We start from the raw sequence: 25290 nt of genomic DNA, 5'->3' as shown, positions 1-25290 counted from the left end.
AGTTAAAAAAAATGAAGTACATGTGGAAATATCTCAAAATGGAACCGTGGCGGGTTAGCCTAGTGGTTGTTTTGCAGGCCGTCTGTTCGCTATTTCGGATCGTTAATGCCCTGTTTAATGTCTGGATCCTGAACGCATTAGTTAAATTAGACTTGCGCGCTTTTATCACCAATATTCTGTTGAATATCGCGCTGTTTGCGGTGATGACCGTTTTTCTAGTTTTTAACATGATTGAACAGGTCAAAACCGTGCAGTATCTGAGCCTGCATTTGAAGCAGGATATTGTGCGCCATCTTGCCTCTTACCCTATTAAAAAATTTCAGAAGCAGGATACGGGCGTCTATGCTTCTTGGCTAACCAATGACATGAACCTGATTGAAGAGAGAGGCTTTACCAATTTATTGCAGTCGGTGCAGCTGGTGACAGACCCCCTGTTTGCAATCATTGCCCTGATCAAATTCAACTGGACCTTCCTGCCACTGGTTTTACTGATGACCATCTTGACCGTTTTCTTACCGCAATTAGTCAAGAAACGGCTGGCCGAGAGCAATTTATCGACCACCAAGGAAAGTGAAAAGGTGGTTAATACCATCAATGACGGCCTGCGTGGTTTTTCTACCCTGGCAATTTTTGGGATGGAGCACCAGCTGGAAGAGCGGATTACTAATGCCACCTTGAAATTAATCAAGGCCAAGGTCCACCAGGTCAAATATGAGACTTGTGCGACTTCGCTTGCGGAAATGAGCAATATTATGGGTCAGATGGTGATTGGATTTTGGACGGGACTGCTTGTTTTCCAAAAAGCAGTCTCCATCGGCGTCTTCTCGTCAGCTTCTTCATTATCATATGATGTTTTCAATTCACTGGCGGTTGCTGCCCCGGTTTTAACCCAGATGCGGTCGTTAGACACGATTTTTGCCAAATATCATTTAGAAGAGCCAATTAATGAGGACACTGCGGTGACAGAATTAGAGCCGGTTGAACTTGCTGCTAAAGGCTTGCAGACTTCGTATCGTTCAGGACAAAATGTTTTTCAAAAAGCCTTGTCGTTTACAATTTTGCCAAAGCAAAAGGTGGCAATTGCCGGCGATTCCGGCAGCGGCAAAAGCACGCTCCTGAAATTGTTGTCGGGGCAGCTTCGGTCTTATTCCGGCCGACTGACCTTTGCCGGCCGCGAGATGAAGATGCTAAATTACCGCTCAATCAAGGAAAAGCTGGTTTATGTCGACCAGACACCATATTTGTTTGACGACACCATCCGCTATAACTTGGAGCTGGGACAGAAGTTTACTGATGAAGAAATCAATGCTGCGCTTGCCAAGGCCGACTTGCTGACATTTGTGAATAGTTTGCCGGAAAAATTAGCTACCCGTGTTGGTGAGGGCGGTGCCAGTTTATCCGGTGGGCAGAAACAGCGTCTGGCACTAGCCCGCGGCTTTCTGCGTCACCGTGAACTGTTCCTGCTGGATGAATCAACCAGCAGCTTGGATAAGGAAAGTGCAATCAAGATTGAAAATGATTTTTTACGGCAGCCAGACATCACGGTCGTGTTTGTCAGTCACCAATTACACGCAGAAAATAAAAATAACTTTGACCAAATAATTCGGGTGTGAGAATTGTTCGGATAATCTCTTACACACAAAATAACGGGTGCGGTTTATTATAGTAAAGCGTGGCCCGTCATTTTTGTCCATAAGCTTACTTTAAAGAAAAACACGAACATTTATGTTTGAATTATTTTCTTAATTTGTAAGAACGCTCATAAAGGCGAATAATTTGCTTTTTTTGCAGTTTAATCTATCCAAAGACCGAATTTTTTAGATCAAATAAATTTGTGCTTTATCCTGGTTTATCATAAAATTAAAGGAGAAATTTAACGGTGAGTACAAGATATAGTGGTGCGAATGTATGAATGATGACAAATTTGTTGAAGTGAAGAACCTCAGAAAGGTCTATGACAACGGTCATGAAGCCATTAAGCAGGTTAGTTTTGCGGTCAAGAAAGGCGACCTTGTTTGTCTGCTGGGTCCATCGGGCTGCGGCAAGACGACGATTTTGAATATTCTTGCCGGTCTGCTGAATCCAACCAGCGGCGACATCCTTTTTGGCGGGAAATCGGTCGTTAAAACGGCACCCAAAGATCGGCAAATCGGCTATGTTTTCCAAAACTATGCCCTGTATCCTCATATGTCGGTTTTGCAAAATGTCATGTTTCCCCTAATCGTCGGTAAGCATAAAAAATCGAAGGATGAGGCGGCCAAAATTGCCCAGAAATATATGAAACTGACGCAGATCACGGATCTGGCCGACCAAAAGCCGGGCAGCCTCTCCGGCGGTCAGCAGCAGCGGGTGGCAATTGCGCGGGCACTTGTCCAGGAACCGCAGATTCTGTTAATGGATGAACCCTTGAGTAATCTGGATGCGCGCCTGCGTTTGAAAATTCGTGAAGAAATTCGGTCACTGGTCAAAAGAATTGGCATTACGACCTTGTTTGTAACTCATGACCAGGAAGAAGCACTGTCAATCGGCGACAAGATCATCCTCTTTAATGAGGGCGTGATCCAGCAGGATGATTTAGGCCAAAATTTTTATCTTGAGCCCAATAACTACTTTGTTGCCAATTTTGTCGGCAACCCCGTGATTGACAATTTTAAGGTGGAAAAAAACGGTGATAAACTGACCGCATCCGACTTTGAAATTGCGGTCAGTGATTTAGACCCCAGCCGCTTTAAACGGGAACTGCCGGATGGCAAGTATATTTTGTCTGTTCGTCCCGAAAACATCACGCCTAATCCCGCCGGTCAAATAAAAGCGCACGTTGATGATGTCGAGCTGATCGGCCGGGAACGGATTTTAAAGTTTAGCCACAACGGTGTTCAAGCCCGCAGCCTGGTTGGCTTGGAAGATCCGGTTCAGGCCGGCGATGAGGTTAACTTAAAGATGCGCTTAGACCGGATCTTTCTCTTTACCGAGCAGGGGGAGCGGGTTTACTAATGAAGACTAATCAAAAAAAGGCGTGGCTGTTTCTGGCGCCAACAATTATTTTTGTAACACTGTTTAGCATTTACCCAATTTTGCGCGCCTTTATCATGAGTTTTCAAAGCGGCTCGCTGATCAATCTGTCGTGGACCGGCTGGAATAATTATCAGTATATTTTTCAGGATCCGGAATTTTGGCGGGCCATCAAGAATACCTTTCTGTATGCGGTGATTTCGGTGCCGGTCGGCCTGATTATCTCGGTGCTGCTTTCCTGGTTGATCTTCAGCAAGGTGCGGCACAAGTCCTTTTTTGAAACCACCTTTTTTATGCCTTACGTAACCTCGACGATTGCGATCGGGATTGTTTTCCGCTATATCTTTAATGGCGATTACGGCCTGCTTAACTTCCTGCTGCGCAGCCTGCATTTGCCCGCGCCTAACTGGATTGACGACCCCAGCATGTCGCTTACTACGATCATTATTTTTGGCATTTGGACCTCGCTGGCCTTTAACATTGTCATTTTAATGGGGGCCCTGCGCAATATTGATCCTAACTATTACACGATTGCTGACATGTACGGTGCCTCGGGTTCGGAAAAATTTTGGAAAATTACTATGCCGGAATTAGTGCCGACCTTGGCCTTTCTGCTGACAATGAACGTGATTAGTGCCTTCAAAATCTACACTTCGGTCTACGCCCTGTTTAATGGGCAAGCCGGTGTCGGGGATTCCGCGACCACGGCGGTCTTCTATATTTACAATAAGTTCCAAATTGTCGGTACTCCGGGGGTCGCAATGGCTGCCACCGTTGTCTTATTCCTGATCATTTTATTTGTGACCTTCCTGCAGCGTAAAATGATGAAAAAGATTGGAGATAGATAATCATGAAGAAAATTCGCTGGAGCGTTGTATTTGGCTACATTATCCTAATTATCTTCGCCATCATCACGGTTTTCCCGTTTGTTTATATGATTCTGGGCGGCCTGATGAGCTTTCAGGAAACAACCTCGCTGCCGCCGACCATTATCCCCAAGCATTTGCAATGGGGCAACTATGCCAAGGTGTTTGCCCAGGCACCGTTTGGCCGCTACTTTTTCAATACCTTTTTGACAGCAACGGTTACAACGGTGGTCAGCTTGTTCAATGCGCTTTTAGGGGCTTTTGCCATGGTTAACCTGAAATTTAAGGGCAAAGGGTTCGTGCAGATTATCCTTTTGTCCCTTTTGATGGTGCCGGGCGAGGCAATTATTTTTACCAATTACAACACGATTGCGCAGATGGGCCTGCTGAACACCTATATTGGTTTGGTGTTGCCGTTTCTAACCTCGATCTTTTACATGTACTACCTGCAAAGCTACTTTGGCTCGATTTCTTCGACGATTTATAAGGCGGCCATGATTGATGGCGCCAGTGATTGGGAGTATATTTGGAAAATTCTGGTACCGATGTCCAAGGGCGGTCTGTTTACTGTCGGCCTGCTCAGTTTTATTTCCGGCTGGAATTCATTCTTGTGGCCGCTGCTGGTGACCAATGAGGACAGCATGCGGCTGCTCAACAACGGTCTGTCCGCCTTTGCTTCCGATGCCGGCAGTGAGACCCAGCTGCAGTTAGCGGCAGCAACACTAACGGTGTTGCCGATTCTAGTTTTATACTTTATCTTTAGAAAACAAATTATTCGGGGAGTTGTGCGCAATGACATCAAAGGCTAAAACGACGGTTACTTTTTATAATGGGCTGACTACGATTGGCGGGCCGATGATTGAGGTTGCCTACAAGCAGTCGCACCTTTTGTTTGACTTGGGGGAGGTTTACCGTCCCGAGCTGGAGCTGCCCGATGAGAGTTACCACACACTAATTAAGAACCAGTTGATTGGGGATGTGCCCGATTTCTATGATCCCGCACTTACCGGTAAGGAGATTGATACTGGCAGGTGGCAGCACGCGGCGGCTTATATTTCGCACCTGCACCTTGACCACAGCAAGGCGTTAAACCTGCTGGCGCCGACAATTCCGCTTTATGCGGGGCCGATCACGGCCCAGATGCTGCCGGCCCTAAATGAAGACGGTACTTTTTTGCTGCCGGCGGCCAATCATGCTAAAAATTACACGCGGCCGATTATTGCCGCCGAGCTGCGGCAGCCGCTCCGGGTTGGCGACATTACTTTTACCGTGTGGCCGAGCGACCATGATGCCTACGGGGCAACCGGTCTGATTGTGGAAACACCGGACAAGAAAATTGCCTTTACCGGCGACATTCGTTTGCATGGCTATCATCCTGACTGGGTGCACCAATTCTTGGCGGCGGCTAAGGGCTGCGATATGCTGATTATTGAGGGCACGGGGGTTTCCTGGCCTGAAGAAAAGCATGATGATCAGAGCGAGGAGTTTACCGGGCCCAAGAATGAACGGGAGCTGACTGCCGCAATTGTTGACCTGCAACGGGACAACCCTGAACGGCAGATCACTTTTAATACCTATCCGACCAATGTTGAGCGGCTTTTACGGATTATTAGTGACTCACCGCGCAAAGTGGCCCTGCATGCCCAGCGGGCACACCTGCTTAAGGAAAGCCTCGCTAAAGATTATCCTTATTATTACTTGCCAGGGGAGAAAATATTTAGCGATCTAAAACCGGAGCTGGCAATTCCTTATCAGGAACTGCTGCAGGATGATCATAAATACCTTTGGCAGGCAGTGGCTAATTTTACCGACCTGCAGCCGGGTGGTCTGTACATTCATTCTAACGCCGAGCCGTTAGGGGAATTTGATCCCGCATACCAGCCCTTTGTAGCGCAGTTTGCGGATAAAAAAATTGAGTTCAAGGCGCTGCGCTGTTCCGGACACGCCGATGAAAAAGAACTCAAGGAAATTATTTCTGAGGTTGAACCAGCTATTTTGGCACCGGTGCACACATTGTATCCGGAGCTGGAAGAAAACCCATTTGGTGAACGGATTTTACCTGAGCGCGGCCAAACGGTTACGCTTTAGTGAATCAAAAAATTGTTGTTTAGTTTTTATTTTGGGAGGATATACCAAATGAAGTTTAGTAAGAAACTCGCAATGGCGTTTGTTGCCGGCTTGGCCTTGATGGGCACGGCCGCTTGTTCTAAGGGCAATAGTTCTTCATCGTCTAGTTCCGATAAAATTCCAACTAAGATTACCAAGAAAACCACGGTGGTCTTTTGGCACGGGATGACGGGAGTGCAGCAGTCAACGCTGCAGAAGCTGACGAAGGAATTTGAGGCCAAGAACCCGAAGATCACGATTAAGCTGGAAAATCAGGGTGCTTATAACGATCTGCAGGCAAAGATCAATTCAACCCTGCAGTCGCCCAATAATTTGCCGACAATCACCCAGGCCTACCCGGGCTGGCTCTGGAATGCGGCCCAAAATAAGATGCTGGTTGACCTGAAGCCGTACATTAGCAACGAAGATATTGGCTGGGGCAGTGCCAAGGCGTCGAATATCAGGACGGAATTGCTCAAGGGCGCTACAATTAACGGTGTTCAGTATGGGATCCCGTTCAACAAGTCCATTGAAACTTTGACCTATAATGCCGACATGTTTAAGAAGTACGGCATTCAAAAGGCTCCGGCAACAATGGAGGAATTGAAGAAGGACGCGCAGCTAATTTATGAGAAGAGCGACCACCAGGTCGTTGGTGCCGGTTTTGATTCCCTGTCGAACTACTATACTTTAGGGATGAAAAATGAGGGCGTAAACTTTACTGATAAGATTGATTTTGCCGGTCCTACTTCCAGCAAGGTCATTAATTATTACGCTGACGGCATCAAGAAGGGCTACTTCCGGGTTGCTGGTTCAGAGCACTACCTGTCAGGTCCGTTTGCCAACAAGAAGGTGGCAATGTACATTGGAACTTCTGCCGGTGAAGGCTTTGTTAAGCAGGGTGTCGGCAAGAAGTTTACTTATGATGTTGCGCCGCGTCCGGGCAAGTATACAATGCAGCAAGGAACCGATATTTACATGTTTAAACATGCAAGTGCCGAGCAAAAGACGGCTGCCTTTGAATATATCAAGTTCCTAGTTTCAAAATCCAGTCAGCTTGAGTGGGCTAACGCTACCGGCTATATTCCGGTTAACGAGGATGTTGTTAAATCTGCCAGCTACAAAGCCAACAAGGAAACTAAGCTGCCGGCAAAACTGGAAAGTGCAATGAAGTATCTCTACAGTGTGCCGGTTACCAAGAATTCCAATGCTGCTTACCAGCAGCTGAATTCCATCATGCAGAACATTTTGCAGAAGCAGGCTAATGTCAAGAGTGCTATTAAGGCGGGCAAAGCTAAATTCGATTCTGCTTGGAAACAGTAAAGACTAAATAACAGAAAATAATTAATTAAGATCTAATTGGCATCATTGTGCTGGTTAGATCTTTTTTACGGTTGAGATCGGCATGAATTTTAAAATGCGGTTCTCAAATAAACGAAAATTAAAATTTGCAAATTTTATTTATTCTAAGAAATAAAAATGTCAAAAAATATATTTTATATATTAGAATAAATATAGAATTAATGAAAGAGATAAAAAATGAATACAATAATCAGACGTCCCCGATACATCAAGTTTCTCTTTAATTTTAAAGATTCAGAATTCATTAAAGTGATTACTGGTGTTAGACGTTCCGGCAAAACTTATCTAATGAAGATGTTTATTGCGGCATTAAAAGACAATGGTGTACCAGCCGAGCAGATAATTCATCTCAATTTTGAAAGCTTGGCGAATGCCGAATTAACCAATGCGCAGGCTCTATGGAATTATGTATTGCAACATGTACTTAAAAATAAAAAGATGTACCTGTTTTTTGATGAAATTCAAAATGTAGAGCATTGGGAAAAGGCAATTAACAGTTTGCGGATTGACCTTGATGCGGATATCTATCTCACTGGCTCCAATTCTAACTTATTATCTGGTGAATTGGTAACGCTTCTTTCGGGGCGTTATGTTGAATTACGAACATATCCAATTTCTTTTAAGGAATTTTTTGATTTTAAAAAGGGGCAGGGTCAGCAGTCAGAAAACTTATTTAATGAATATTTACAGGTTGGTGGCTTTCCCAATGCGATTTTGGCACCTAATACTGATTTCCGGGTTGCCGTTCAAGAAGATATCTTAAATACGATCATGTACCGTGATATTGCACTTAGGGCAAATGTTAAAAATGATCAGGCAATTAATGCTATTACTGAATACTTGATGAGTGAAATTGGCAATCCGGTTTCTGCTAATAAAATTGCTAAAGTTTTGCAAGCAACTGGATTTAAAACGCAGACCAAAAGCGTAATTAATTATATGGAACTTTTGGGAGATGCCTTTATTTTTTATAAGACCCGGAAATACGATATTCGCGAGAAAAAATGGCTGAATACATTAGCCAAATATTATTTCATCGACCCCAGCTTGCGTAATACCCAGTTAAATAGGTCATATAAAGACAACTTGGGACATCAACTGGAAAATATTGTCTATATTGAGCTGCTGCGTCGCGGGTTTAAAGTTGATGTAGGCAGTTATGATAATAAAGAAGTTGATTTTGTTGCCAGAAAGGGCCAACAGGTTGAATATTATCAGGTTACGCTGCAGCTGTCGCAATCTAGTACTAGAGAAACTGATAATTTACGTTTTATTCCGGACGGCTATCAAAAAACAGTTTTGTCGCTGAAGCCAGATGATCGAGGCACAGTTGACGGAATTAAAATAAGCTATCTTGTTGACTGGCTATTAGTAGATGATTATTAGCTCTAAAATTTCATTTTAAAAAATTCAAGTTCTTGTTTCAAATTAGCGGCGTGTGTTAGAAAGAAACATAAGTTATTAGATCTTTCATATTTCTTAACAACTCAAAAAGCATTACTAAGATTGTGGCTTAGCAATGCTTTTTTCACCCAAAATAAGGCATTGAGTGTCACAGGTGATCACCACTTGCGATCATGGGATTGAGCGTGATAATTTCTCTAGTAATCGATTTATTAGCCAGGTGACTATTTTGTCCCCGATTACGAGCGCAATTTCTACTTTATAAAATTATTTTCATCTATAAAAAACGCTTTCATTATTTTGAAAATCTGTGTTATACTTATTACATAAACGTTTGAAGTTTCCTGATTATTCTTATGAAAAACATTTCGAACGCTTATATCTTATTTTTATATTATATCTATATATTAAGAAGTGTGCTAGTTTTATTTTTTGCAGATATTGAGAGTCCTATATTAAATAATTTTGTGCACTTTTAAATAAGCCAGAGAGTACTAGCAAGTTTTTTGTTAGTGCTTTTTGGTGTTTTTAAGACTGGCAAGTAAATTATAGACAATTGCTTATTTACAAGTTAGATGCAGCTTAATAAATGGCTCAAGTTCGTTCAAAACAGTTCAAATTCGTTCATTTTAATCTGCTGTCTTTATGCAAAAAATTATTTTAAACGGCAGTATGGGTTAAATTTTTTGGGTCACAGATTGAAATTTTATGATAACAATCACTACTTAGCAGTTGATCACAGTGCCTATACTTACAATTAAGAAGAACAATTTTCCGCCTGGAGCTAAGTAATATTGTTCATCGTCAGGAAACGCAGCAAATAAATGAGAATAGTTTGATCATCCAAAAGTGATCAAGCTGTTTTTTACGCTTAAGTGTTTGCAAATATTTATTCAGATTGAAAGATCTGCATATTGCCTGGTAATAATCTGCAATTAATAATTTGATATGTAAATAATCTTTTTCATTACAAAGAATATTTGATTTTCAAGAATAGTAAATAATTTTTGGTACAAAAAAATGTTTAAAAGATAACAAACTATAATAAAATAATTATTAAGGGAGGTCCTGATGAATACAAGAATATATAAATTTATCTCTTTGTTATTAGAAAGACCAGATATGAATATTCATTCGCTTAGTCATGAGCTAGGCTTATCTAAGCAGCAAACGAACTATACATTAACACTGATTAATGAACGCTTACGTAAACTGAATTTGCAGCCGATTACTAAAACAAATTCGGGCTATTTGATTTTTTCTAAGAGCATCGGCAAGTTACTCCAAGAAAATGACTTTTCTGAAGCCGATTATAGTACTGAAGAGCGGGAACAAATCATTTTGATCTATCTGATGATCAATTCAAATTATGTTTCATTGCGGCATCTGGTACACGCTCTGCAATACAGCAAAGGAACGATCGTCAATGATATCAAGCTTTTGACGGATAAGGTGCAAGAATTCAACTTAACTATCCACTATAACCGGAGGTCTGGCTACTATGTTGCAGGATCAGAAGATGAGATGTTTCGGGCAGTTACCAAAATGCTGTTTGCGGACTCGATGAATCTTAATTGCATAAGACCAATAAATGTTTTTTTTAGTAAAAAGGTAAAGCAGATGTCTCTTTACTTGTTTAGAAAAATTGAGGCGGAGATAAAGGTGACCTTTGCGGATAAAACCTTTGTCCCATTGATAACGGCGCTGCAAGTTATTTTAACTAGGGGTCTGATTAACCAAAATAATAATGAGCAGGTTGAAGAATTCATCCATGCAACGGCGGAATACCAAAAGCTGAGAGGGGACCAAATGCTTAACGAATTTGATAATCAGCATGTTAAGTGGCTGGCATTAGAGTTCTTAAGCACGGCGATTTTTAATAAAAAGACGGTGTTTGCTCAGCAGCAAGCGGATCCGCTGAAAAAGTATATTCAACAGATTGCTGCGGATTTTGAGAAGGCCGAATCTTTGACCGTTAAAAAGCACGCGAAATTTCTAAATCGGTTATATAACTATTTGCGCCCGGCTGCTTATTGTGCCAAGTATGATTTGCGTCCTAAAGCAAAAGCGAGTCAGCAGGTTAGTAAGAGCACCAACAGGTTGCTGCATCCCTTAGAGTCTTATTTGGGAACCAGATTTCCTGCTGGGGCGGCAGTAGGGCTGGAACATTACCTTGACGGAATAATTGCCGCAACTAACAAAAAAAAGCAGTGTGTTTATCACGGTATATTGGTTTGTGATGAAAATGAACTCATCTGTGCGGTTTTAAATGAAAAATTGCGCAAAATGTTCCCAATGATTAAGTTTTCAGAGCCCCGCTCTATTAGGGATTTTGTTCAGCTTAGCCGTAGTTACGAAATCATTTTTTCTACGGCGCCCCTGCGAACCAATACGCTGAATATTGTTGTTAAGCCGACAATGACCCAGGCAGAGTGGATTGTTGTCGAATACTGGGTGCTGCGGAAATTGGGCATCACGAAGCTGACCAATCAAATAGAAAGCCTGATTAAACTGTTTGAGCAGGAAACAGCGAGTTTAGATAACCACCATTTACAGGAAAAAATTGCCCAGATTTTGTTGTGTGATTCGGTGGATGATTAATAAAAATTATTTTAGAAAAGAGGAAGACAAATGTTAGGAAGAAATAATTTTAACGAACGTTTACGCAAGTTAGAAGGCCAGAATAAAAAAGAGCGGTTCTCTATTAGAAAATTAACCGTGGGTGCGGCCTCGGTGTTGCTGGGCTTCAGCTTTATGGGCTTAAGCAGTCAGAAAGCGCAGGCCGAGACAACGGATCCTAATGAGGATGCGGCGAAGACGGAGCAGAGTGCCCAGACTGTTGCTGATGGCAAGAAGGATGCTGGTGAGGTGGCGTCTAATGCTGCCCAAAACGATCAGGTTAAGCAGCAAAAGCCTGCCAGAAAACCGCAGCTGTCGACTTTTGCGGGATTGACGGCATTCTTGCGTTCGGAAGAAGAACCAGCAAGTGACAGCGGCAGCACCAGCTCGACTGGAACGGAGTCGTCCAATGCCAGTTCCAGTTCGAGTTCAACGTCTAGTTCAAGTTCTAATGCCAGTTCGAGTTCAACATCTAGCTCCAGTTCTGCACCTAGTTCAGCAGCTACTGATGAGCAGGGACACGATACAACTGCATCAGCTGCATCGAGTAGCGGGCAAGATGAGCAGCAGGCTGCTAATAGTGACCCAAAGCCTGATGAAGACATTATTAAGGATGATGAACAGCAAAAGGCCAAGGAAAAACCGGTGGTCGGACCGCAAGCTTCAGCAGCAGCAGATTTGCAGGATTCGATTAATAATGCAAACAGCTTTAAAAATAGTGATGCTTACGCACTAGCAGTGGCAGGACCGAAGCCAGCCTTTGAGGCGAGCCTGATTAGTGCGCAAAATTTGCTCAACACGTACAATGCCAATCATGCTTCAGTGACCGATGAACAGTTGACTAGTGCCAAAACTGATTTGGATACAAAAAATGCGGCTACTCGCAGTTTTGAAGTTAGTACATGGAATGAACTTACTTTAGCAGCAAAGAGTACTACTAAAGGTCTTCAGACTATATCGCTAAAAAATGATATAAGGGGTTTGAACGATTTGTCGTTTGCTGGTGGAACTTGGGGTGGATTAACCACTGTAATTGAAGGCAATGGCTATACACTTTCAGTATCAAGCTTTTCAAATAAAGGATGGCTTGGCAGTAATGGACTTGTTTTAAGAAATCTTATGGTAGTGGGTACCAAAAAATCAGAATCTTCAGAAGCTACAGTCACATCTAATGACATTACTTTGGAAAATGTTACTGGTCAAAATGCCTCTTTTAATATAGCTGGCTCTTCTGGCTATAATAATATCAAATTAAAGGGAACCGATTCTTTTATTAATAATGCGGCTGATAGTCTCTATTTATTCAATCAAGCAGGTCCTGATTATCATTTAATAGTTGAAGATGGAGCTAAGGTGAATGTAAATGCCACTGGAATGTCGCTTAGTAAGGCTCATTATAATGGAATTGATGTTGGTAAGAATGCCTCTATTACTTATAATTTAACTCAGGGTAATATTATCCAAGGTGATAATGGCCTGTATTTTAACGTTGCCGAAGGCGGTTCCTTAAAGATTAATTTACATGGTAATACTGGTACTACCAACAACAAAATATTGAGCCTGATTGCTTCTAAGCCTAAAGCAGTTCAGCTGACATCGGATAATCCCGGCGATACTTTTTCTTTTGGCACGTTAAATATTGATGGTGAGAGGCTCGGCCTGAGCGATGGTACGCACAAGTGGATGTTTGACCGTGCAGGTGACACTAGTGCGCGGCCACTTGATTTACTTGGCAATAAAACCAGCTTTAATATGGCATTGATGGATAATCAAACCCCTATTAGTGATATTCCCAAAAAAGGTAAAGCGAGTGCCAATTATACAAGTGTTAACGGCACAGCCAGCGATGCGGACACTTTAGCTGCTGACATGCTCACAGCTAATCAAAATAAAGGCGGAACAGGTCTGCCTTCCTTTTTATTAGGGCCAGATCTATATGGTGGCTCAATGTCTAGGGCCGGTGTTTTGAATATGTGGGCTGATGGGATAGCAGCACACAAAGGTCAGGTCGCACTTGGCTCAGCCGTGAAGTATCTTCAAGCTAATAACGATCGTGATGGGGTTCCAGAATCAATTAGTAATTTGCAGAACAACCATATCATTACTGATATTTCTTGGCTTCCTAACAAGGCGATGGATCCAGCTGGTAATTTAACTGACAATGGGATTATTAAAACCGCAGATGGCGGGGTTCTGAATGATTCCATGGTCGGCCCGACTCCTGGCGATCTGGGCAATACCGTGATTAGGGTTAAATACGATGACGACACTTATGATGATGTTCCGATTAAGGTGACGGTTGTTGAAGCAAAGGCCAAGTTTGGCTACCGGGCAACAACTGCTTCCGGTGTTGTTCCAACTTCCAGCCAAGCTGAAGACGCGCTTTCCTTCCTTGATAGTAACGGTGATGATGCGGAAACTACGGTTTCTACTAATTGGCACATGAATTATGAATGGGTCCACGCGGATCCGGATGAACATGGCAACTATACACCGTTAACTAGTGATGATGTTCAGGCTTCTGGTAGTCATAACGTTGCCATCATAGCTCATTATCTGAATAATGCGGGACAAGATGACGGGCAGCAGTTGATTAAATTGCCGTTGATTGTCAATCCGTACAGTATGAATGGTAATACGATTATAGCTGATACTACAAGACCGCTTACGGTTCACCTGCGTGAACCGGCGAGCGTTGATGGCTTTGCAGTTAACACCCCTAGTGATTTTACTACTGCCAGCAAGATTGATGATTTAATTACAATTAAAACGCCTAGCGGCACGCCCGTTACACCGAGTGATGTGGTTAGGGACATTGAATGGTTCAGTGTGCCGAGCGGAATTGGCGATCGTCAAAACGCACAAGTTAGACTGCATTATAAGGATGATTCGTATAGCGAACCGTTGGCAATCAAGATTAATCTGGTTGGCGGGATCAGCACAGGAGTTGATACGGCTCTTGATCGCGGCAATGCCGGTGATCTGACCGCAGAAAGTGCTAAAGCTGCCCTGACCCCTGCCAGTGTCAGCACGATTGAAGCTGCCTATCCAGACAAGATTTCTTACAGCTGGGCGGCAAATAAACAGGGGACAGGTAATATTGATGTTAATCACATCGATAATATCGGCAGTCATAGTCCGGCTTACGTGGTGATTGAATACGGTGATGGCACCAAACAATTTGTTCAAGTTTACCTGCATGTGCGCGGCAATGCCGAAAAGTATTTCTCTAACATCAGTGTCGCAACCATTACTTCCCATGTTAATGCCGGTAACTCTGAGCTGAATGATTCTTTAGCAAGTGCCACAACTGTCGGCACACTTACACCGGGAACGGACTTTACTACTAGCTGGACTGACTACCCTAAGGTTAACCAAGGCGGTTTAATTGCCGGTATCATGAAGCAGACAGGGAAAGCCCAATTTACTTTTTCTGACGGTTCTGTTGCTGAAAAAGACGTTGAAATCAATGTTGTTGGTGGTCAAAGCAACAATAAAGATACGGTAATTAACCGGGGCGCAGAATTGACTGCTGCCCAAGCGCAAGCAGCTTTGACACAAGACAGTATTGACCGTATTAATCAGTATTATCCGCATAATGTTACCTATTCATGGGCTGGTAACGCTGATGGCAGCGGGAATCCAGATGTTAACAGCAGCGATATAGTTGGCCAGCACCATACCGCTTATGTGATGATTGATTTTGGCAACGGCGGGCAGAAGCAGGCAGTTGCGGTTAACCTGCACGTGCGCGGCAAAGCCGAGCAGGCGGAAGCTGAAGGCAAGATTAAATATCAGTCAATTACAACACACGTTAATGCCAGTGCCAACACCCTTGACGATCAGTTAAAGAGTGCTTTATCAGTCGACGGTTATACCACAAGTGATTACACGGTCAGTTGGTCTCACCGGCCGGAAGTAACCACTGCCAATCTGGTTGGCGGCAAAAAGCAGTCAACGGGGCAAGCCACTATCTTCTTTAATGCGGATCATTCCCAAGTCACAGAAGATATTGTGGTTAATGTTGTTGGTGGTGAAGCTGTCCAGCAAGTAGTTCCAATTAATTGGGGCACAGCTGCGGATGTTGCATTTACGCAAGATACGGCGAAAGCCGCCTTAACCAATACCAGTGTGACTAATGTTGCTGCAAGTTATCCTGGGGCAACTTATAGCTGGTCTAAGGATGAGTTTGGCAGCAGTTTGCCGAATATCAGCACAGCGGATGCTGCAGGCGTAAACCACACCGCCTATATAATTATTGACTTTGGCGACAGCACCAAGCAGGCGATTCAGGTTTCTTATCACGTTAAAGGTTACCAAGAGCAATTTGCCGGAAAGATCACAGTTGCCGATCACTTTAAGATGCACGCTTCTGATGATGCACCGCAGCCGCCGGCAAATATCAAAGATTTTACTGATGCAGACCGGATTAAAACTTTGATTAAGATTCAGGATGTAGCCGACTCAAGTAAGGTCATTAAAAGGATCATTTGGGCTGATGCTGCCGACACCCCGGTCAGCACCAGCGGTCAGGCAGGTCAAACTCAAAGCGGCAAGATTAAACTTGTTTATCTAGATGATTCAGAGAGTGATGCTATCAGCGTTAATGTTGATATTGTGGGTGCCAAATTAAAAGGAAACCGGACATTCTTCACGGGGATAATCCCGAAAGCCAAGGATATGGTTGATAATCCGCAGGATTTGCAGGGATTTGGTGTAACCGACAATGACTATAGTTGGGTTAACCCGGATACACACACGCTGCTGCAAGATACCGATTTTACTCCCGGCGCACATGATATTGCACTGCGGGTTGAGTATCCTGATGGAACGACGCAATACGTCAAACTGACAGTTACTGTTTCCACCATGAAGGAGCAATATAAAGATAAAATAAGTATTTCCAAGATCACAACGCATGTTGGTGCAAGTATTAACCAGGTGCTTAAGGATGTAACAAGCGTTACGGACCTAACTCCCGGCACGGACTATACGGTTAGCTGGCGGACTGCGCCAGATATCACGGATGCAGATTTAGTTGATGGCAGTAAGGACTGTGCTGGCTGCAAAGCCTACATTACTTATCGTGACGGCAGTGTCAGTGATGATAAGGACGTTACGGTTAAAGTAGTAGGCGGCCAGGCCAACATGGAAGGTGTCGTAGTTGACTTGAATGCTGCGCCAACAGAAAATGATGCCAAAGCAGCGTTAACGGCAGATAGTTTAGCTAAAATTGGTACATTGGTTGATAGTTATACTTGGACCAGAAATTCAGATGGTTCGGGTACGGTTGATACCGCGCATCCGGGAGACAATAATTCTGCTTATGTAGTAATTCACTATTCTGATGGGACCACCCAGAAAGTTCATGTCAAGCTGCATGTCAAAGGCTTGAGTGAACAATATTCAGATGTAAGTAGTATCAGTTCGATTAATACACACGTTGGTGCTGATCTTAACAAAGCGCTTAAAGAAGCAACAAGTGTTACCGGCTTAACTTATGGCTCTGATTACACTGTTTCTTGGAAGCCTTCTGATACGCCTGATATTAGTGCAAATTATTTAGTTAACGGTACCAAGACAATTAGCGGTACAGCGATAATTACCTATCGTGATGGCAGTGTCAGTGCTGATAAGACTGTCAGTGTTACGGTCGTTGGTGGGCAAGCTAATCAAGCCGGGGTTACTGTCGGCGTCGGTGCAGTTTTGACAGAAAATGATGCCAAGTCGGCTTTATCGCGGGAAAGTCTGAACGCAGTTAGCTCACAGGCAGCTAGTTACTCCTGGGCTAGGAATAGTAATGGCACGGGAGACGTTGATACCAGTCAATCTGGGAATAATGATTCTGCTTATGTAGTAATTCATTATTCTGATGGGACTACGCAGAGTGTTAAGGTCAATCTGCATATTATTGGCATGAGCGACATGTATGCAGATAAAATTACTGTTAATGCAATTAACACGCACGTCGGCGCAGATATCAATGCGGCGCTAGCACCCGCAATAACAGTAACTGGCTTGACAAGCGGCACTGATTATCGGGTAACGTGGAAAACATCTGCTCCAGATATTACTGAAGCCGACTTAACTGATGGTGCCAAAATTGTCACGGGCACAGCAATAATTACTTATCGTGATGGCAGTATCAGTGCTGATAAAGGCGTTACAGTTAATGTTGTCGGCGGTCAGGCCAATACCGGAGGTATTACGGTTGATCTCAATGCTGAATTATCTGAGCAAAATGCCAAAGATGCTTTAACTGCGAAAAGTTTAGGTAAAATCGGCAGCCAAGCTTCTAGTTATACTTGGGCCAAGAATCCAGACGGTTCGGGCGTGGTTGATACCAGTCATCCTGGAGATAATGACGTTGCTTATGTGGTAATTCATTATTCTGATGGCACCACGCAGAATGTTAAGGTTAAGCTGCACGTCAGGGCGCTAAATGAACAATACGCGGATAAAATTAGTATTGCTTCAATCAACACGCATGTCGGTGCAGATATCAATGCGGCGTTAGCAGCTGCAACAACAGTAACTGGCTTGACAAGCGATACTGATTATCGGGTGACGTGGAAAACATCTGCCCCAGATATTACTGAAGCCGGCTTGACTGATGGTGCCAAAACTGTCACAGGCACAGCAATAATTACTTACCGTGATGGCAGTATCAGTGCTGATAAGGATGTTACGGTTAATGTTATCGGCGGCCAGGCCAATACTGGAGGCATTACGGTTGATCTTAATGCTGAATTATCTGAGGAAAATGCGAAAGCTGCTTTAACTGCAAAAAGTTTAGGCAAAATCAGCAGCCAAGCCACTAGTTTTACTTGGGGAAGAAACCCAGACGGCTCAGGCGCAGTTGATACCAGTCATCCTGGAGATAATGACTCTGCTTATGTGGTGATCCATTATTCTGATAGCACCACGCAGAATGTTAAGGTTAAGCTGCACGTTAAAGGGCTAAGTGAGCAATATGCAGATAAAATTAGTATTACGCCAGTCGACACGCATGTCGGCGCGGATATCGATGCTGCATTAACAGCTGCAACAACAATAAATGGCTTGACAAGCGGCACTGATTATCGGGTGGCTTGGGAAACTCCTGCTCCGGATATTACTGCACCTGAGGATGGCCTACCTGGTGGTGCTAAAGTTGTCACGGGCACAGCAAAAATCACTTATCGTGATGGCAGTACAAGTGATGGTAAAGACGTTACAGTTAATGTTGTCGGTGGAGAAGCTAATTCATCAGGTGTCACAGTTGATTTAAACGAAGTTCCAACTGAACAAAATGCGAAAGCTGCTTTGACTCTGCAAAGTTTAGGTAAAATCGGCAGCAAAGCCACTAGTTATTCTTGGGCAAGAGTTTCTGACGGTTCAGGCACGGTTGATACCAGTCATGGTGGAGATAATCCATCTGCTTATGTAGTAATTCATTATTCTGATGGGACTACGCAGACTGTTAAGGCCAAGTTGCACGTTAAGGGACTAAGTGAGCAATATGCAGATAAAACTAATATTGCGACTATTAATACGCATGTTGGTGCAGACATCAATGCTGCATTAACGAATGCAACAACAATAACAGGTTTGACAAGCGGCGCTGATTATACAGTGGCATGGAAGACGACCGCTCCAGATATTACCGCACCTGAGGATGGCCTACCTGGTGGTTCCAAAGTTGTCACAAGTACAGCAATAATTACTTATCGTGATGGCAGCAGAAGCGATGATAAGAATGTTACGGTTAATGTCGTTGGCGGGCAGGCAAGCGCTGAAGGCGTTACGGTTGCACTCAACGCATCCTTAACTGAGGAAAATGCGAAAACTGCTCTGACTACGGAAAGTTTGGGTAAAATCAAAGACAATGTCACTAGTTATTCTTGGGCGAAACGTTTTGATGGCTCAGGAGCAGTAGATACCAGTCAATCTGGTGATAATAACTCTGCTTATGTGGTAATTCATTATTCTGATAACACCACGCAAAGTGTTAAGGTCAAGCTGCATATTAATGGTATGAAAGACCAATACGGAAACAGTATCCGCATTGCGCAAATTAATACGCATGTTGGTGCGGATATCAATGCCGCATTAACAGCTGCAACAACAATAACAGGTTTGACAGGCGGTAGAGATTATACTGTGACATGGAAAAACCCAGCTCCTGATATTTCTGAAACTGGTTTGACTAACGGCGCAAAGACTATCACTGATGGGAAAGCCGTTGTTAGGTTCAGCGACGGCAGTATTAGTGATGATCAGTCTGTTACGGTCAATGTTGTTGGTGCAATGGCTTCTGCAACAGGTGTGACAGTTCCTTTGCGTACCACTCTAACTAGTGCTAATGCGCAAGAAGCCTTGACAGCTGCCAGCCTGGATAAGATTCACTCGTTGGTTTCTAATTATTCTTGGTGTTCATCTCGTGATGGTTCAGGAACGGTCGATACTAGTCATCCTGGAAATAACGACTCTGCTTACGTCAAGGTTAAATATTCTGATAATACTACACAGATAGTTAAAGTTAAATTAACTGTTAAAGGGATGAATGAGCAATATACTAATATTGCAGTAAGTAACATTAGCACCCACGTTAACGCTGTTGCTGGTGATGCGCTCAGAGGCAAAGTGACGGTGCCAGGTTTAACAGAAGGCAATGGGGCTGGTCAGTATAAAGTCAGCTGGCAAACACCGCCTGATCTTAGTGCTACTGGTTTAGTTAACGGTGTTAAGAATGTTACAGGAACGGCATTAGTGACATTTGGTGATAATACCACAACTACAGAGATAGTTAACGCTCAAGTAGTCGGCGGTCAGCCCGGTGAAGACATCACATTGAATGCAGGGACGGAATTAGGTTTAGCTGAAACAGGTGTGTCTCTTACTAGTCGAAATCAGATTGCGTCATTTTTGGACAGTCATGATGTTTATAAGTGGGCCGCAACTATTGACGGTAGCGGTAGTCCTGATATTACCACTCTTGGCAGTCGCACTATTTACGTCATAATTGCCTATAATGATAGTACCAAGCAGGCTGTGCCAGTAAAACTGACGGTTAAACCGGCCGCACTTCCGGCCGCTAGTCACGCGGTTAAGCAAACTAACAACATTAAGATGCACGCAGTAACAGGTGAATATGAAAATCAAGGCGAGCTTGGTAATTACGATGGTTACTTAGCTAATACCGGTTCTGATGATGCATTATCCCATATCAGCGGTGTTTCTTGGATTAATCGGCCTAGTTTAAACGTGCCAACCCAAACAACCGCAACTGCACCTAATGGGAGAATTAAAATTACATTTAACGATGGCGCAGCAGAACAAGAATTGGCTGTTAAAGTTGACGTTATCGGCGGTGTTGCCAATGGCAACAAGGTTAATTACACAATTGGCAGAGCATTAACCGTAGATGATACTAGAGGTGTGCTGACACAAGAAAGTCGTGATTTAATTAATGAGAATTATGGCGGTCGAGCTAGCTATTCTTGGGCGAAGGAATCGGATGGTTCTGGTGTCCCAGATACGACTAGTCTGGATGAACACACTGCCTATATTGTGATTGATTATGGCGACGGCAAAGGTAAACAGATTATTCCGGTTGCCATTCACCCGAAGACCGATGCGAATCAATATGACGGTCAAATCACTGCTGCTGATACGCTTACCCTCCATGCTAAAGGGCTTAGCAATGATGTTGCTAGTCAAATTGCGTTTAAGGATCCAGCTTTTATTAATAGCGTAATTACAATTCCGGGGATAAGTCCAAGCAGTGTCATCAATCATTTGGAATGGACAAGTCAGCCGATTAATACTGGAAATGAGATTAATAATGGCACGCCTCACGATATAACAGGGAAATTTGTCGCAGTCTATAATGATACTTCGAAGAGCAAGGAGTTTACAGCTAAGATTAACTTAATCGGCGGACGTAAAGGCGTTAATGTGGTCAATGTTAACCAGCGAGACACGATGCCAGCGGGTAGAGACCAACTGACACTGGACAGCTATAATGCAATTAGTGCAAGATATCCTAATGCTACTTATTCTTGGAGCACGAAGATAGATGGCAGTATTGCAGCTCCTGATACCACTAATTACGATGAGCCGGGCACAAACAAACCGATTTATTTGGTAATTAAATATGCAGCAAATGATAATGATGTGCAAATTGTTCAGTTTAATCTACATATCAAAGGAATAGCCGAGCAGAATAAGGATAGTATTCATGTTTCTTCAATTAAGACCCACGTCCATGCGTCAAGTTCGGAATTAGCAACGGATTTGGCTGCTGCAATTAGTGTTCCTGGACTAAATTATGGAGATTATCAACTCGCTTGGGGAGCTGGTGAACCTAATGTGACTGCTGCTAGAGAGGTTAAAGATTATGCCGTTAATGTTACCTTTACTGGTTCTTCTTCGCCTATTTCTGTGACAGTACCGGTCTCCGTTGTTGGTGGTCAGAGCAATGGTCAACCATTACGTGTTAATCGCGGGGTCCAATTAAATAATACTACACATGTAGCTGCCGTACTGACCTCGGACAGCCTTAGAGATTTAACTAATCTGCCTAACCATAGCGTTACTTATAGCTGGTCTGATTCAGCTGCTGGTACTTCTCCGGCTACCACAAATAATAGTCATCCTGTTTACTTAATCATTAATTATGGTGATGCCACTCAGGCTGTTGCGGTTAATCTGTATGTAGAACAGGCGGCAATTACGGCATCATCGATTACGACGCATGTTAATGCGCCGGATATCGATAATAAGTTAGCCGCTGCAGTTACCGTCCCCGGCCTAAATAATGGTAGTGACTATACTGTTAGTTGGGTTACGCCTCCAGATTTAAGTGCAGATGGATTGGATTCTTCAGGTAAAAAAGTACAAAACTATCAGGTTAAGGTTCATTATAATGATGAAAATATTGATAAATTTGTGAGTGTTGGTGTTACGGTTAAAGGTGCTGTGGCTAATACTAATCCGTTTGCGGTTGATCAAGGTAACATCGCTGCCTTTACTGATCAAAATGCCAAAGCTGCCTTAACAAATGATTCCGTTAACGCTATTACTTCGCTAGTTGCTGGTTATAGCTGGTCAAAAGATGGCGAGAGTAGCGAATTGCCAAACATTGCCGTTGGTGATGGGGATGAAAATGCCACCCGTCCGGCTTATGTCATAGTTTCCTATCTTGACGGTACTAAGCAGGCGGTTCGGGTTAAACTGCATGTTAATAAAGTGGTTAACGGTGATGGCAGTGATGTTCAAGTTAAGGACATTACGGCGCACGTGGGCACTTCCGCTCCGCAACTTGAACAGTTACTTGATGATAATATAAAGCTGCCTAGTTCTGTTACGTCTCATACGGCTCACTGGCAAACCCTTCCGAACGTAACCGATACTGGCTTAATCAACGGGCGTAAGCAGGTAACGGGGACCGCTGAGATTACGATTAACGGTACCACGCACATTACCCGCCTGGTAACAGTTAATGTTGTGGGCGCCCAGGCGACTGGTAATGCAATTAAGGTCAACCAGAAGCGGGTCTTAAGTTCTGGCACAATTGTGGATAGTTCAGAGATTGAAGGTTGTCTCAATACTAGTTCAATTCAAAGTTTCACCCCAATTTATACTTGGAGCGGTGGTATTGATACAACGGCAAATGGTACGGCCCCAATTGTTGTTAACTTCAATGATGGTGGAACGCAAATTGTCTCTGTTCCACTGCAAGTAATAATCCCAATCGGCGGTACCATTGAAACTTATCAAGGAGCTAGCCTAAGTTCAGCTGATGCCCAGCGTGCAATCAGTAATTATGGTGACTTAATCAAGGCGACTGGCTGCACTTGGGCCAAGACACCAGACACAAGCACCCTTGGTACTCATTCGGAAACTGTTCACCTTACCTTTGGTGACAGCACCCCTGAAGGAAATGTTTCAGTATTAGTTAATATTACTAGCAGGCCAAGCAGCAATTCGATGGCGGACAAGAATCCAGCAATCGGCGGTAGTATTTCAGTTCCGCAGTATACGGACTTAGCTTCAGACACGAGTTACGCTGCCCGCGGCATCAGCAATAGCAGCTCGCTGGTAGGAGCGACCTACCGTTGGGACACTTCCAGCCTGCCGAATACTTCGGCACCTGTTGGTTCTAAGTTTAACGGTTTTGTTAATGTTTCTTATCCAGACGGGTCAGCTGCTTCTGTTGGTGTAGGGGTGACAATTGTTGCGCCAATCAATAATAATGTAGTGATTGGGCACGATACACCTGTTTATGATCCTAGCGGCAAGACTGACGGTACGATTATTGCTAGCGGTTCAGTTGTTCCGACTCAAGGCAGTAAGGTAATTAATGGTGAGAACACTGTTAATATCAGCCATAGCAATGATTACATTCCGTCAAGCAACGTCACAGGCACCAAGGTGAAGCTGATCCATAATGCTTATATTTATAAACGCAATGGCAAACTAAAAGATAAGCATGTTCTTCCGAGGGGCATGGAGGTCACGGTTTACGGCGAACCGGTAACAATTCGCGGCAAGCAATATTTCCAAGTAGGGAAAAATCAATACATTAAGAAGAATAATTTCCCGCCAACAGGAGAATGGAAGACACCGCTGCCGGCACAAAATGAGCCGGAGACAATCCCGGCAGTTGAAAAGACCCTGATGCATGATTCCTACCGGTATGACGGTACGGGCAGTCAGCTTGATCAGGTGCTGCTGCGGGCTGGTTCTCAGATTAAGACTTACGGCAAAGCAACGATTAATAAAGAATCTTACTATGTTGTTGATGACAACGTTTATTTACCGGCAGAAAATATTGATGCCAAGAAGCGTAAACTTAAGCGCAATGCCTGTGTGTACGACCAGGATGGTGACCGTCTAAAGAAGAAGCTGAAGAAGGGCAAAAAAGTTAAAACTTACGGCGATACCGTGATGATCAATGATAAGGAATATTACATCATTGGTAATAAGCAATATGTAAGGAAAGGAAATTTTGGACGTAAAAAATAAATAATTTGTAAATCACAAACAAGTGTCTGAGAAAAAACAGATACTAAAAGTAAAAAATCCGTTAGAACCTTCAAGTTCTAGCGGATTTTTCAGTTTGACCAGGCAGAAGTGATCAAGCTGTTTTTACGCTCAAATTTTTGCAAATATTTATTTAGATTAAAGCGTCTGTGCTGTTGTTTAATAATAATCTGTAATTAATAATTTGATATTTAAATAATCTTGCTCATTACAAAAATTATTTGACTTGTGAGAATAGTGAATAATTTTTAACATCAAAAGAGGTTTAAAAAATAACAAACTATAATAAAATGATAACTAAGGGAGGTTTTGATGAATACAAGAATATATAAATTTATCTCTCTATTATTAGAAAGACCGGACATGAATATTCGATCACTTAGTCATGAATTAGGCTTATTTAAGCAGCAAACAAATTATACGCTGACAATTATTAATGAACGTTTACGTAAGCAAAACCTGGAACCGATTACCCAATCCAGTTCTGGAGCACCATTTGAAGGCCAAGTTTTCTAATAAAACAGTTGCCGGTTTGGATCATTATTTTGACGCAATGCTTGTGGTCGTCAAGCGAAAGAAGCAGTGGACATACCAGGGGGGGTGCTGGTATGTGATGAAAATGAATTTACCGGTGCGATATTAAATGAAAAGTTATGCAAGATGTTTCCGAAGATTAAATTTTCACCGCTTCGGTCCCATAGAGATTTTGTTCAGTTTAACTGCAATTACGAAATTGGGCATCACGGAACTGACCAATCAAACTGAGGGAATGATCAAATTGTTTGAGCAGGAAACACCGAACTTAGAGAACCGCCGTTTACAAGAAAAAATCGCTCAGATTTTGCTGTGTGATACGGCGGATAACCAATAAAAATTATTTTAGAAAAGAGGA

General features: G+C 43.2%; 11 protein-coding genes. All 11 read left to right on the top strand.

The features are described 5' to 3' along the window. Positions 1-11 precede the first annotated feature (11 nt). The 11 genes from PT285_RS09840 to PT285_RS09790 all read left to right on the top strand — a co-directional run bounded on the left by PT285_RS09840 (position 12) and on the right by PT285_RS09790 (position 25269). Positions 12-1613 (top strand): ABC transporter ATP-binding protein, encoded by a 1602-nt coding sequence (locus tag PT285_RS09840; RefSeq protein WP_277150144.1) that lies wholly within the window; start codon positions 12-14, stop codon positions 1611-1613. A gap of 295 nt (positions 1614-1908) precedes the next feature. Next, positions 1909-2994 (top strand): ABC transporter ATP-binding protein, encoded by a 1086-nt coding sequence (locus PT285_RS09835; RefSeq protein WP_277150142.1) that lies wholly within the window; start codon positions 1909-1911, stop codon positions 2992-2994. After that, on the top strand, positions 2994-3860 hold the full coding sequence (locus tag PT285_RS09830) for a carbohydrate ABC transporter permease (RefSeq protein ID WP_277150140.1): 867 nt from the start codon (positions 2994-2996) through the stop codon (positions 3858-3860). Before PT285_RS09835 ends, PT285_RS09830 begins: the two co-directional genes overlap by 1 nt. A gap of 2 nt (positions 3861-3862) precedes the next feature. Then, positions 3863-4687, top strand: a complete 825-nt coding sequence (locus PT285_RS09825; RefSeq protein ID WP_277150138.1) for a carbohydrate ABC transporter permease — start codon at positions 3863-3865, stop codon at positions 4685-4687. Beyond that, positions 4671-5966: an MBL fold metallo-hydrolase gene (locus PT285_RS09820; protein ID WP_277150136.1), complete on the top strand. Its 1296-nt coding sequence runs from the start codon at positions 4671-4673 to the stop codon at positions 5964-5966. Before PT285_RS09825 ends, PT285_RS09820 begins: the two co-directional genes overlap by 17 nt. 48 nt (positions 5967-6014) lie before the next feature. Continuing rightward, complete coding sequence (locus PT285_RS09815) at positions 6015-7307, top strand: extracellular solute-binding protein (RefSeq protein ID WP_277150134.1); 1293 nt, start codon at positions 6015-6017, stop codon at positions 7305-7307. Positions 7308-7523: 216 nt separating this feature from the next. Then, a complete protein-coding gene (locus tag PT285_RS09810; protein WP_277150132.1) occupies positions 7524-8732 on the top strand; it encodes an ATP-binding protein in 1209 nt (402 codons plus the stop codon). A gap of 1089 nt (positions 8733-9821) precedes the next feature. Then, positions 9822-11351, top strand: coding sequence for a hypothetical protein (locus PT285_RS09805; RefSeq protein WP_277150130.1), 1530 nt, complete (start codon positions 9822-9824; stop codon positions 11349-11351). 30 nt (positions 11352-11381) lie between these two features. Beyond that, complete coding sequence (locus PT285_RS09800; RefSeq protein ID WP_277150128.1) at positions 11382-24380, top strand: Rib/alpha-like domain-containing protein; 12999 nt, start codon at positions 11382-11384, stop codon at positions 24378-24380. 330 nt (positions 24381-24710) lie between these two features. Further along, a complete protein-coding gene (locus tag PT285_RS09795) occupies positions 24711-24914 on the top strand; it encodes a hypothetical protein (protein WP_277150125.1) in 204 nt (67 codons plus the stop codon). 127 nt (positions 24915-25041) lie between these two features. Next, positions 25042-25269: a hypothetical protein gene (locus tag PT285_RS09790; RefSeq protein WP_277150124.1), complete on the top strand. Its 228-nt coding sequence runs from the start codon at positions 25042-25044 to the stop codon at positions 25267-25269. The last annotated feature ends 21 nt before the right edge of the window (positions 25270-25290 follow it).

The organism is Lactobacillus sp. ESL0791, from assembly GCF_029433255.1.
Lineage (GTDB): Bacteria > Bacillota > Bacilli > Lactobacillales > Lactobacillaceae > Lactobacillus.
Note: the sequence above shows the minus strand (reverse complement) of the source record. Positions and strands in the feature narration are given on the sequence as shown.